Below are 12,320 nucleotides of genomic sequence, written 5' to 3' on the forward strand. Positions count from 1 at the left end.
ACAGCAAGGTGAACCATGTCTCAGGCACACGTTTCGATTCCGACGTTGATCGTCACGGGCGCGGTCGGCGCGGGCAAAACCACCATCGGCGGCGCCGTCTCCGACCAGCTCACAGAGGCCAACCGCCCGCACGCGCTGATCGATATGGACGCGCTGCGCTCGTGCTATCCGCGCCCGGCAGATGATCCGTTCAACACGGCAGTTGGTTATCGCAATCTGGCGGCTCTGTGGGCGAATTATCAGGGGGTGGGCGCGGAGCGGGTGATCATCGTGGATGTGGTCGAAACGCCCGAGCAGCGCGCCGATTACGCCGCGGCCATCCCCGGCGCGGCGATCCAGATTGTGCGCCTGACCGCGAGCGTCGCCGAGCTGCAGCGCCGACTCGCCGGACGGGAACGCGGCGACAGTCTGCGCTGGCATCAAGCCCGCGCCGCTGAACTGACCGCGCTCATGGATGCGCGCGGCATCGGCGATCATGTCATTGACACGGGAGGCAAAACCATCGACGAGATTGCCGCTGAAGTGCTCCAGCGCGTCGGGTGGCCACTTTAGTCCGTTGGCAGTTCCTGAAACAGAATGCGGACGGCTTTCACGACTACCTGTTTGTGGTTGACGAACACCCGCACGAGCCGTTCTTCGGGCAGCTTGATGTGGGCTCGAAACAGGAGCTTGGTCATGTACTGTTCGACATCGTCAGTGGATTTGTGGGTTTTGATCGTGAAGCGCTGCTGCTTATCTTCTTTGATCGGACGCCAGATGGTCACGACGGGCGCATCCATAATCTGTTTGAGCGTAGGGCGTCCGGTATAGGTCTGGTTGCCCCACGAGCGCTCGTGGAGTTGGACCATTGACATGAAATCATCTTGGTTGGGCATGAGTCTCGACCACATGGCTGTCCTGTGCCTTAATTATAGCCAGAATGTGCCGCGCTCGCGCTCTCTCCGCAGCACACATCGGCCCACTGCGACATAGAGTGACAAGGTTGAGTGGAGAGGTGAACTATGACAGCAACGGTCAAACCGTATGTGCTGCCGCCGGGCACGGGCATGCCGGGGTTTGGCGCGGAGGTCAAGGCGTCGGGCGCGGCGACGGGCGGCATGATCACGCTGATCGAATCGCGTACGGTCGGCGGCGCGCCGCGCCATGTGCATAGCCGTGAGGATGAATATTTCTACGTAGTGAGCGGCACCATCACGGTGGAGATCGGTGGCGAGCATTTCGAAGTTGGCGCGGGCGGGTTTGTGTTCCTTCCGCGCGGCATTCCGCACAGTTGGGATACCATCGGTGAGGCGACGCTGCTGATGATCACCACCCCGCCAATGCTCGAAAGCTTCCTCGCCGAATATCACGCGGCGGATGCGGATCGCGATCAGGTCGCCGCCCGGTACGGAGTCACGTTTCTCAAGTAGCGGAAGTGGCTCTCCAGAGAAACAAGCGGGCGACCGCAGTGGTCGCCCGCTTGTTTTAACTGTTTACTGTTTGATGAAACGAGCTGTCAGCCACCCACCGCCGTCGTGGGGATCCAGATGCGATTCGCCTGGCAGCCGATCCACACCTGCGTGAAGTCGCCGCTCGTCTGCGTGACCCACCACGTCCCGGCGGGCAGGTCAAAGTTCACGCGGGTTGCCAGATCAGCCGCGTAGTAAGCGGGTGCGCCCAAGGGCACGCTGCGCACGGTCGAACCGCCCGGCAGCGGATCCGGACAATCGTTGACGGGCAGCGAGACGTTCCCCGGCCCGGAGATGGTCAGGTTGTAGGCCATGCCATCCTGCGCGAACGAATCTTCGATGACGACCAGGGTATACACCGTCCCCGCCGTCAGTGACACCGAGAGGCTGATGGGATTGATGTTGCTGGCGGCATAGCAGTTCGCAGCCGGATTCGCCGGTTCAAACGTGCCGCTATACAGATAAATGGCACTATCAATACCGGGTTCGGTGATCGTATAAGCGCCAGATGCGTCCACCTGAAACTGGTAAGCCCGATACAAGACCTAAAACGCTACCTACGCCGTTACAGTTTGGCGTCGGATGTCGCCACCATGGATCCGGTAGCACCGCCCGGGGTCAGTGCCCCGGTGAAGCTCAGGCTGCCCGCGTACACCACAACCGCAGCCATTGAAAGGAGGAAGAGGATTAGAAGAATTAGTCCGAGTTTTTTCATGATTTGCATCCTTTCTACGAAATTCGGCCAAGAGCGTAACCACCACGCTCAATCTTAATTACGCTCCCAAATTCAAGGTCAGGCAAGCGGATAAAGGGCGATTAGTAGTTCCGACTAAAGTCGGTTTGGGAGATAAATCGGAAGTCGGAGTGCCGACTGTGCGCGACGGCTGGAAGCTGCGTTCCCAATCAGGGAGGCCACACGGGGATTTTCGACCGGGCGTTGCAGAGGAGAATCGTCGGAGGCCGAGGCGCGGCCTGCGAAGAATCACGGAGGCGCACTGATGTGCGCCTCCGGACTAACCTAGTCGGCTATCGTCTTTAATGCGAGAACGTGAAGCCAACCGTCCCGCTGCACGGCGTACCATCATCCGCCGTAAAGTTCGTGATGATCGTTCCGCGCGCCAACGTCGGGCTGCTAAAGTTGAACTGCACCTGATCGTTGGTGCCGTCATCATACGTGAACGAACCGTTGAACGTATTCGTGCCCGGCACGCGCGCGAAGAAATCACCGCTGATGCTGATGCCCCCGTTGACAATCGTGACAAAGTTGTCGTACCACTCCAGGGCGAAGTAGATCTCGTTGGTGTTAAGGCGGAAATTCTGCGTACCGCGGCACGACGCGTTGAGGACCGAGTCGAGCGTCATCGTCCAGCGCCCCGTCTGCGGTGTAACCGAACCAGTCGCGGGCGGCTGCGGTTCGCTGCCCCCACCGCCACCCGGCGCGGGCGTCGGCGGCTGCACGGCGATCGGGATCACAGGCGGCGCGGCGGCATCGCCGACGCTGTCACAGTCGCCGATCTCTTCGGCATCCCCGCGGCGCATCCACAATTCCGACGCTGCCGACTGCGGCGCAGCCTGCGCTTTATCCAACTGGAACCACTCGGTGCCATCATCCGAAACATTGATGCCCGTCACATCCACTTCCGTCCCCGCGGGGAGAAAGGCGACCGACGTCCGGTTTTCGCCGGGGCCAACGCGCAGCGCGACCGTGCGTTCCTGATCGGTGAAGACACGGCATGGCTCGCCACTGTCGGCAGCCGGCGCCTGCACCGCCGTCTCGACCGATTCGGCATTGTCAAACGAGAGGATCAGGTCACGCAGTTCGCGTTCAGGGTCATCGAACACGTCCGCATCGGCATAGGCGTCAAAGACGCCGTAACTCTCATCACTCATCAGGATCAACATGAACAAGCCAACCTGGTTGTCGTCCATGGTATACGACCACACCAACCCCTCCCGACCGGGGACGTTGAGGTCTTCGATACGCGCGCCGGGCGGCAGACCGCCGTCGTAGAGTGCGGCAAACGCATCGCGGAAGACTTCTTCCATCGTGGCTTTCGTCGTATAGCGGACGACTGCACGCAGTTCCGCCGGATCGACGAGATAGACGGTATAGTCATCGCCGGAAAGGAAGAAGCCCGCATAGGGCGTGGCGTACTCCCAATTCCAGTCATCCGGCAAGGTGATGTTGTAGGCGGGGTCGATAGGAACTTCGGCTTGGGCGGTGACGATGCTGGGGACAAAAGCGAATACCAGACACAACAGAAGGACTAGTTTGGTGCTGCGGCGCAACATAACGCACTGCTCCTGTACACAGTCTATAGGCCAGTGACTCAATCTACGCTTACTAGTATATGTTTCTCGCTCATTTGCCGCGCGTGACAAATGTCGGTTTCTGACAACAAAAAAGCAGACCGGAAGATCTGCTTTTTGTCGGGTGTTGAAGCGGCTAAGCCGGCACGCCGGCTCAACGAGGTTACATGCTCAGGGCGACGGCGACAGTCAGCACGCAGTTCGTGCCGTTTTCAGCCGTCACATAGACGGTCAGCGTGCCGGTCGCGGTCGTCGGGCTGGTGAGCGTGACCGAGAGCGTGTTGGTGCTGCTGTCGGCGAAGTGGAGCGAACCCGTAAACGTGTTGGTGCCCGGCACCCGGGTGAACGTGTTTCCGCTGATGGTCAGGCTATCGCCATTCGGGGCGAGCGCCAGATCCCCCAACTGCATGTTGACGAAAATGTCTGCCGAATTGCGCTGCACATTCGGGCGACCCTCACAGGAGATGTAGGTGGTCGAGGCGAAGGCCAGCGTATACGTCCCGGCGGCGGGGGTAAACGCGTCCGCCAGCACGGCCTGTGCTTCCGGCGCGGCGACGGCATCCGCAGCGGCTTGGGTCGTCGTCACCACACTGATCGGGATGATGGGCGGCGCGATCACCGCGGCGACCGCACTGCACGCCCCGAGTTCTTGCACATCACTGCGGCGCACCCAAACTTCCGCCGCCGCTGACTGCGGTGCCGCCTGCGTCTTATCGACCTGGAACCATTCGGAACCATCTGCCGCGACCAACATCCCTGTAACGGTGATTTCCGCGTCGACGGGCAGGTAAGCGACCGAGGTGCGATTTTCGCCGGGGCCGACGCGCAGCGCCGCGCTCGCTGCTTCGCTGGTGGAGACGCGGCAGGATGCTGCTTCCGCGACCGGTTCGAGCACGACGACGGGTTCGCTCGCGAGTTCGAAGGCGGTGAAGGGCTGCGCGTCGCTCACGACCGTCTGCGCTGTGTCAAAGGAATGGAGCAAGCCGCTGAGGGCGCTGTTGGTGAGGTCGAATTCCGCTTCCGGACCGTACATATCGACCAGACCGTAACTGTCGTCGCTCATTTCGAGCAGCACGAACCAGCCTTCGCGATCATCAATGGTGCTGTAGTGCCACGCCAGATTATCGCGACCGTTGAGGTCGATGCTCTGCAGATTCGCGCCGTAGGGCAGTCCACCCGTATAGAGCGCGGCGTAAGCCTCGGTGAATACCGCATCAATGCCAGCTTTGGGGGTGTAGCGCAGAATCTCGCGGAGTTCCGCCGGGTCAATCATGTAGACGGTAGTGTTGTCGCCCGAGAGATAAAAGCCAGCGTGCGGAGTGGCATACTGCCAATTCCAGTTTTCGGGGAGGGTGAGCGTATACGCCGAGTCGATCGGGACGCCGTTTTGTGCGGCTGCAGCGAGCGGAAACACTGCCAGCACGACCAGCAGCAGAATGAGTTTAAATAGTTGAGATAACATAAGAATTGCTCCTTTCCGTGATACTTTCGCAACTCTATGTTCATTTGTGAGTATACGTGCGGAATACTTAACAAACGTTAATTTAGCATAAAGATATGAATTTTATAACCAAAAAGGCAGACGAATGTCTGCCTTTTCTAGAGAATTTCACTCAACCAAGGGGTGCGGTGGAACGAGGTGTAACGACTTACGAACCGTCGGTTTTGAGATCCGGCCAATCAATGGCGGCCATGAAATCGGCGTCGAGGTCGGCGATGAAGTGTGCCAGCAAGCGCCCGGCGCGCTGAATATCGCGCAGATCGACCGTTTCGACGGGCGAATGCATGTTGCGCAGCGGAATGCTGAACAGCGCGGTCGGGATACCCTGCAAGGCGACCTGAATCGCCCACGCATCGGTGCCGCTCGCGCCGGGGATGATCTCTTCCTGCATCTTGATCTCTTCGCGCTTGGCGGTTTCGCGCAGCTTGTCAACCAGACCGGGATGGAAGTTCGGGCCAATGCCGAGCGCCGGGCCGCCGTTCATCTCGCGCGAAACATCCGCGTCGACGCCGGGCTGTGGCGCGAAGCCGACATCCAACGCAATCGCCACATCCGGCTTGATGTGATAGGCGGCGGTCGCCGCGCCGAGCAAGCCCGTTTCTTCCTGCACGGTCGCCGCGGCGTACACATCCCAGCGATGATGCAGGCTTTGCAGTTCGACGAGGCAGGCCGTCACCGCCGCGACGCAGGCGCGGTCATCCATCGCCTTGCCCGCGAGGCGGCTGCCTTGCAGTTCGATCATCGGGGCGTCCGGCGTGATGAGGTCGCCAATGCGCACCAGTTCTTCAACTTCGGCGGCGGGCAGCCCCACATCGATCACCAGTTCGTCAAAGCTCAGGTAGCGATTCTGCGCCCCGCCGAGCAGATGCGGCGGCACGGTCGAGACGAGGCCGGGGAGCGCGCGCCGACCATGCACGAGCACGGGCTGTGCGGGCAGAATGCGGTTATCCACGCCGCTGATGCGGTGTACGAAGATGAAGCCATCCTGCACCTTGCGCACCATCATGCCGATCTCGTCCATGTGCGCGGCCAGCATGATTTTGCGCGGCGGGTCGACGGGCTGTGTCGCCCGCTTCACGCCGATCAAGCTGCCCAGCTTATCCATTTCCATCGTATCGACGAGATCCGCCCATTCGAAGCGCAGCACCTCGCGGATCGGCGCTTCATGCCCCGAGGGCGCGTGAGTTTCGGTCAAGGTTTTTAAGTGGGCTTTGAGATCAAACACCAATTTTCTCCTCGGATCAAGCGCCTTACGGCGAAACAGGTTCAATGGTGGCGGTCGGCGTTTCGGTATCAGTTGGCATAGGCAGCGCTGTATCGGTCGGCAGCGGGACTGTCGCGGTCGGCGGCGGGAGCGTCGCGGTCGGCACGAACGGCGTCCACGACGGCTGCGGCGTTTGCGTCGGCGGAATCGTGAGCGTGGGCGCGAGCGTCAGCGTCGGGAAGATGTAATTGGTCGGAGCGGTCGTCGGGAAGACAAACGTCGGCGTGATGAAGCGCACCACCGTCGGCGGAATGAACTGCCCCGGCGTCGGCTGCAGCGTCGAGTTGCTCTGCTGCGGCAGCGGCGTCACGCTGGCGAACCCGGGCACGGTGTTCGTCGGCAGGCTCTCCTGCGTGGTGATCGCCTGCTGCGTCGGGCTGCTCACCCGCGCCGGCGGATTCGTCAGCAGGATGAGGCCAAAGCAGTAAAATGGCAGCGTGGCGACGATGATGATGGACAGAGCGATGCGTAAATTGCGACGGCTCCGTTCAGCAGCTACAAGATCATTCATACGACAACTCGCTCTGAAGGTCGATAATCGGGGCAATGATAACGCACTGACCGCCCACAAGCGAGACTCGTTGGTAAGTGCGTAGGATGCCGTGTTCGCCTGCCAAACCAAACGCTCAGGACGAGGCATGCCTCGTCCCTACACGAGTTCCGATCGGTCTCCCCTCCCTGAATTCGGGGAGGGGCCGGGGGTGGGGTCGGGGCAGCGTCCGCAAACTCCCAAAACCGACCTGTAACCCGATTTCACGGCCTTCGACGCGCTTACCAACTCGCCTCGCTCCCGGCGGCTTAGGTCTCCGGCGGCGCGTTGCCGATCACCTGGCCGTCCGCGTCCGTCAGCAGCAGCCCCTTGCTGGTATCCAGCAGGACAAACGTATTGCCCCACGGGTCTTGAACGACCGCCGCCTGCCCAATCTGAATGTCAAACGGCGGCACGATAATGGTCCCGCCCGCTGCTGCAAAGCGCGCCGCTGCCGCCGGAGCGGAGTCGACTTTCAAGTCGATTTCCGGCGGTTGACGTTCCGTATGCAGCACGATCTCGGCTTCGCTGTCCGGCAGACGCAAACCGACGGCGGTCGAGGTGCGCCAGATGATCTCGTGTCCGAGCTGGTCCCGGTAAAAGGCCTAAGCCAGCCTCCAGATCGGCGACGTACAAGCGCACACAATCAACGCTTTTAATCAGCGGTGTCCTCATGATCGCTCGTCCACATCCGCTTCAGAACGCGCCGCTGACAAACGAGATCGACTCTTCAAACAGCTCCAGATCGTGGCGGTAATCGTCGGACTGCTCGCGGTCAATCGCCAACCATTCGCGCCAGACGGTCGTCGCCGTGGGGCCAAACGGATGCATGCCATTGCTGCCCACCAGTTCGTCGACGCGCTCCCGTGGCAGCTTGATCGTCACGCCGTTCTGCCCGACCCAGCAGAAGATGCGCCCGCCGATCTTGTACGCCGGATAGCCGAACGCTTTGCTGATCTTCACGCCGGGGATCACGCCGAGAATGCGATCCAGCGCCGCTTTGTGATCCTCACGATACGTCGTTTCCATTCTTGATCCCTCAGGCTGATTCAATATCCTCTGCCATCTACCCAGAACTGAGGTGGTTTCTGCCCCAACGTGTACCAATAGCACGCTTGCAAACAATAAGCGTATGCAGCACCGTACTCATCACTGTGCTCATAATCAGGGTAGAATTCCAGCACCAGCCACTCATGGCAAATTCCCGTCCTGTTCCGAAACGGACTGCCAATACCGGCTTCGATCATTTCTCTGACGACGCGGCGCGGCAGTCGAAGGACACCATAATAAGCCTCATGATTGCCATAGTAAAAGATGAAGACCTTGCCTTTGACCGAATACGCCGGACAGCCATATTTCGTGGTTGACCGCGCGCCGGGGTACCACTTCCACACCTCCCGTATCGGCTCTTCGTATCGTCGTGGTTTACGCTTCGCTCCTTTCATCCAGCACCCGTAGCTGATACAACTGCCCGTCGAGAAAGCCGCGTTTGCGGTAATAGCCGCGCGTCCCCACCGCCGAAATCACCGCCAGCCGTGCGTACCCCCGCTCCTGAGCGATCTCGACGGCGCGTTCGATCAACTGCGTGCCGAGTCCGACATGCTGCGCGCGTCCCGTTGCCGTCTCACCAATTTCCACCGACTGTCCGTACACATGCACCTCGCGGATCAACGCCGCGTCGGCTAATTCCGGCGTGAGCGGTTCGGCGTCGCGGGGCGGCAGCGACAGCCGCAAAAACCCCGCAATTTGCCGGTCTTCGGTAATGTACTGCAAGAAGATTTCCTCCCCCCACGCCGACTCGTAGGGTAGTTCGTCCAGCTGCAGATGTCCAGCGTAACGTCGCTGTGACGGATTTCCCGCCCGCGAATATCCGTAGGGCGGTCGCCGCGCCGTTGCAACTCATTCTCGACCAACTGGCGGAAGTTCGTCACCTTGTTGCCGACGACGATATCCGTGCCGGGAATGTCGCGGATCACGCGGGTGAGGCGGCAGTATTCCGGCGTCAGGCGGAAGCACTCGACCAGCACATGCAGCAGTTCATCCTGCGTGTACGGTCGCCATGAGCCGTCCTGAAAATGCTGCATGAGCGCCGCGCTCTCGATCAGCGAGCACGGGTAGACCTTGAGTTCATCCGGTCGGAAGTCGGGATCGGCGAACATACGCTGATAGTCGGCGATGTCCTCATCCGGCGACGAACCGTACAGGTTCGGCATCCAGTGCGCGTGAATCTTGAAGCCCGCCTGCCGCAGCAGCTTGACCGCGCGCCGCGTCGCCGCGACCGTGTGCCCGCGCCGATTCAGCCGCAGCACCGTGTCGTTCAGACTCTGGAAGCCGATCTGCACTTTGGTGCAGCCCAAGCGCCGCACGCGCAGCACTTCGTCCGCGCTGATGTGGTCGGGGCGCGTCTCGATCACCAAACCGACACAGCGGCACGGCGCATCCTCGTTGAAGCGGTGCGCGGCTTCGAGTTCGTCCCACGTCGCCCACTCGTCAATCGGGGAGCGGTCGCCGCCCGCGATTTTGGCGCTCACGTCCCGCGAACGGCGCATCTCGGCGGCGTAGACCGTCTGCACCACCTGATTGTAGGTCTGCGCCAAGTCCGCGCCGTGTACGGTCACGTTGACCGTGTTCATCTCCGGGTGGAGCTGCGACCCCGCCTTGATCGCCGCTTCGACGGCCGCCGAGTGATCGATCCCCGCGCCGAAGTCGTGCAGCGCGTCAAAGATGCGCTTGACGAACCAGATCTGATACGTCTCCGGGTAGAACGACCACGTCCCGCCGAGGATGATCACCTCGATCTTGTCGGTCGGATGCCCGGTCAGGTAGTAGGTTTTGAGGCGCGACATGGTTTGCAGGTACGGGTCGAAGCTGTTCTGCTCGGCGCGCTGCGCCCCCGGTTCATCGGAGAGGTAGCTTTTGGGCATACGCACATCGTTGGGGCAGAAGATGCATTCGCCGGGGCACGGGAACGGCTTGGTCAGCACCGTGACGGGCGTCACGCCGCTGCTCGTGCGCACGGGCTTGAGGCGCAGCCGTTCCACCATCGCCGGGTCAAACGGGGGCAGCCCCTCCGACCCCGCCCACTCGCGATACGCGGCGATCAGTTCGTCGCGGCTGTACATTTTGTTCTCGCGGTTCTTCTTGGCGTGCGCGCGCACCAATTTGTCGATCTGCTCACGGTCGCGCAGGTCGAGAATGTCGCGCAGCAGCGCGGTCAGCGGCTGACGGTGCTGTTCTAGGTCAAGCGTCGTTTTCCGGCTCATCACACGTTCAAATTAACTGGTCGAATTACGGACTATTTTACCATAGGCGCACACGCCGGGTTTGCACGACGTCAGAAATAATGTTGCACACACAACTTGTTAGACTTACACAATTAAACTAACCTCTATCTGTGACATTCCGCACAAGAGCACATGTCGCTCCTCACTAACCGCTATCCGCCAAGTCGATTAGACTCTAGGTATATTGATTGGAAGTACTACCGCCGAAAGGTGTGTCATGGCTAAAAAGATTCTCGTTGCTTATGCGACTCGCGTAGGTTCCACGATTGAAATTGCCGAAGCTATCGCCGCTGTTTTGCAGGAGTGGGGTGTCGAGGTTGAAGTTCGTTCCACGCATGAGCGGCTGGATATCGAACATTACGATGGTGTGGTGTTGGGCAGCGCCATCCGTATGGGACACTGGCTTCCGGAAGCGGTCGAATTTTTGCAGAAGCACCGCCAGCATCTGAAGACCATCCCCGTGGCCTACTTCACCGCTTGCATCACCATGACCGAAGACACTGAAGAAAACCGCGAAACCGTGCTCCACTACTTCGACCCGGTCATGCAGACCGTGCCGGAAGTGCGCCCGATCTCGATTGGGCTGTTCGCGGGCGAAATTGATACGCATAAGCTCGGCGTGATGCCGCGCATCGCCATCAAGATGATCCACGCGCCCGTGGGCGATTACCGCAACTGGACGAAGATCCGCAATTGGGCATCGGTGATTGCGCCGCAGCTCATGGGCGAAGCCGAAATGATGTACCCGTAGGCACGGGTTACTCCACCGTTTAACTTGATCCGGGACGAGGCCGACCGCCTCGTCCCTTTTGATTCCTGACTTCTACGCGAAATCGCCCCCCTCTCCGAAAGAGGGAGGGGACGAAAGCGTGAAGCCTGCCTGCCCCTCCCCTGGTGGGAGAGGGCCGGGGGGGGGATATCGTTTACACCGGAATCGCCGCCGCCAATTCGTCCGGCGTGGGTGCGTAGTTGCCCACCCGCCGCACGACGATCCCGCTGGCGATGTTGGCCAGCATCGCCGCCTCGACGAGCGGCGCGCCTGCTGCCAGCGCCTGCGTCAGCACCGCAATCGACGTATCGCCCGCGCCGACCGTGTCGTAGACATCGGTGATGGTCGGCGTGGGACACTGATAAACCGCGCCGTCCGGCGTACACACCGTCGCGCCATCCCCGCCGCGTGTGATGACCATCCCCTGCCCCAAACGCAGCGCCGCGCACAATTCCCGCGCCGCCAGCGCGAATTCTTCGTCGGTGCGCAGGTCGCGGCGCAGATACGCCCGCGCGTCATCGGCATTGCACTTGATCACGTCGAAGCCGGCGTATTTGTCGAACTGCCCCTGCGCGTCCGCCGTGAGCAGATGATCGCCGCGCAGCGCGTGCACCGCCGCCAACAGCGACTTGGTGATCACGCCGCCGTCATAGTCGGAGAACAGCAGGGCGTTGACACCGCCGATTTCGGCTTCAATGAAGGCGCACAACTGGCGCTCAATCGCTGCGGGGATGAGCGCGCGCGACAGCTTGTCGAGCCGGGCGACCTGCTGCGGAAAGCGCAATCCCATCTGTGCCATGAGCCGCGTCTTGACCGTCGTCGGGCGCTCCCCATCGGCGATCAGCCCGCGCACGTCGATGCCCCGCGCCGCCAGCGTCTGCCGCAGCGCGTCGGCTTCGCCGTCCACGCCTACCACGCCGACCTGTAACGCTTGCCCGCCCAGCGTCACGATATTCGCCGCCGGGTTCGCCGCCCCGCCGCCGATCAAACGGCGCGACTCGAATTCCAGCACGGGGATCGGCGCTTCGCGGCTCATGCGCATCGCGCGTCCGGTCAGGTATTCGTCGAGGATCACATCGCCCACGACGATGATCCGCACCCCGGCCAATTTAGGAATCCACGTTTTGAGATCCGTCACGTTCACAACCCCCACCCCCGGCCCCTCCCCGAATTCAGGGAGGGGAGCCAACCATACTCGCACAGCCGCCCCTCTCT

General features: G+C 61.1%; 14 protein-coding genes and 1 pseudogene. 3 read left to right on the forward strand and 12 right to left on the reverse strand.

The genetic code is table 11. The features are described 5' to 3' along the window. Positions 1 to 15 precede the first annotated feature (15 nt). Complete coding sequence (locus IPK17_RS10825) at positions 16 to 552, forward strand: AAA family ATPase (RefSeq protein ID WP_343417707.1); 537 nt, start codon at positions 16 to 18, stop codon at positions 550 to 552. Here the strand turns inward: IPK17_RS10825 and IPK17_RS10830 are convergent. Next, positions 549 to 848 carry a hypothetical protein gene (locus tag IPK17_RS10830; RefSeq protein WP_343417708.1) on the reverse strand — a complete coding sequence of 100 codons (300 nt, stop codon included), beginning with the start codon at positions 846 to 848 and terminating at the stop codon, positions 549 to 551. The two genes, IPK17_RS10825 and IPK17_RS10830, sit on opposite strands and share 4 nt — an antisense overlap. A 153-nt stretch (positions 849 to 1,001) precedes the next feature. Between IPK17_RS10830 and IPK17_RS10835 the strand changes: the two genes are divergently transcribed. Continuing rightward, on the forward strand, positions 1,002 to 1,409 hold the full coding sequence (locus IPK17_RS10835) for a cupin domain-containing protein (protein WP_343417709.1): 408 nt from the start codon (positions 1,002 to 1,004) through the stop codon (positions 1,407 to 1,409). An 86-nt stretch (positions 1,410 to 1,495) separates the two neighbouring features. On the opposite strand, the gene IPK17_RS10840 is transcribed toward IPK17_RS10835, so the two are convergent. From IPK17_RS10840 to IPK17_RS10885, 10 genes and pseudogenes are all read right to left on the reverse strand, one after another. Then, entirely contained in the window at positions 1,496 to 1,966 is a 471-nt protein-coding gene (locus tag IPK17_RS10840) for a hypothetical protein (protein WP_343417710.1), read from the reverse strand. 47 nt (positions 1,967 to 2,013) lie between these two features. Beyond that, positions 2,014 to 2,163, reverse strand: coding sequence for a hypothetical protein (locus IPK17_RS10845; RefSeq protein ID WP_343417711.1), 150 nt, complete (start codon positions 2,161 to 2,163; stop codon positions 2,014 to 2,016). 320 nt (positions 2,164 to 2,483) lie between these two features. Continuing rightward, the gene (locus tag IPK17_RS10850) at positions 2,484 to 3,740 is read right to left on the reverse strand and encodes a hypothetical protein (RefSeq protein ID WP_343417712.1); all 1,257 of its coding nucleotides are present in this window, start codon (positions 3,738 to 3,740) and stop codon (positions 2,484 to 2,486) included. 181 nt (positions 3,741 to 3,921) lie between these two features. Further along, positions 3,922 to 5,220 (reverse strand): hypothetical protein, encoded by a 1,299-nt coding sequence (locus IPK17_RS10855; RefSeq protein ID WP_343417713.1) that lies wholly within the window; start codon positions 5,218 to 5,220, stop codon positions 3,922 to 3,924. 187 nt (positions 5,221 to 5,407) lie between these two features. Then, the gene (locus IPK17_RS10860) at positions 5,408 to 6,484 is read right to left on the reverse strand and encodes a M42 family metallopeptidase (protein WP_343417714.1); all 1,077 of its coding nucleotides are present in this window, start codon (positions 6,482 to 6,484) and stop codon (positions 5,408 to 5,410) included. Positions 6,485 to 6,509: 25 nt separating this feature from the next. Further along, positions 6,510 to 7,034 (reverse strand): hypothetical protein, encoded by a 525-nt coding sequence (locus IPK17_RS10865; protein WP_343417715.1) that lies wholly within the window; start codon positions 7,032 to 7,034, stop codon positions 6,510 to 6,512. A gap of 287 nt (positions 7,035 to 7,321) precedes the next feature. Further along, positions 7,322 to 7,645 (reverse strand): annotated as a pseudogene (locus IPK17_RS10870) (VOC family protein); the annotation flags it as partial. A 103-nt stretch (positions 7,646 to 7,748) separates the two neighbouring features. Further along, the gene (locus IPK17_RS10875) at positions 7,749 to 8,081 is read right to left on the reverse strand and encodes a hypothetical protein (RefSeq protein WP_343417716.1); all 333 of its coding nucleotides are present in this window, start codon (positions 8,079 to 8,081) and stop codon (positions 7,749 to 7,751) included. A gap of 396 nt (positions 8,082 to 8,477) precedes the next feature. Next, on the reverse strand, positions 8,478 to 8,825 hold the full coding sequence (locus IPK17_RS10880) for a GNAT family N-acetyltransferase (protein ID WP_343417717.1): 348 nt from the start codon (positions 8,823 to 8,825) through the stop codon (positions 8,478 to 8,480). Continuing rightward, complete coding sequence (locus IPK17_RS10885; RefSeq protein ID WP_343417718.1) at positions 8,735 to 10,315, reverse strand: elongator complex protein 3; 1,581 nt, start codon at positions 10,313 to 10,315, stop codon at positions 8,735 to 8,737. Before IPK17_RS10885 ends, IPK17_RS10880 begins: the two co-directional genes overlap by 91 nt. Positions 10,316 to 10,553: 238 nt before the next feature. Between IPK17_RS10885 and IPK17_RS10890 the strand changes: the two genes are divergently transcribed. Beyond that, positions 10,554 to 11,087, forward strand: coding sequence for a flavodoxin domain-containing protein (locus IPK17_RS10890; protein WP_343417719.1), 534 nt, complete (start codon positions 10,554 to 10,556; stop codon positions 11,085 to 11,087). A gap of 172 nt (positions 11,088 to 11,259) precedes the next feature. Here the strand turns inward: IPK17_RS10890 and IPK17_RS10895 are convergent, their stop codons facing one another. Further along, positions 11,260 to 12,243, reverse strand: coding sequence for a bifunctional heptose 7-phosphate kinase/heptose 1-phosphate adenyltransferase (locus IPK17_RS10895; RefSeq protein WP_343417720.1), 984 nt, complete (start codon positions 12,241 to 12,243; stop codon positions 11,260 to 11,262). Positions 12,244 to 12,320: the final 77 nt, after the last annotated feature.

Source organism: Candidatus Flexifilum breve (assembly GCF_016713355.1).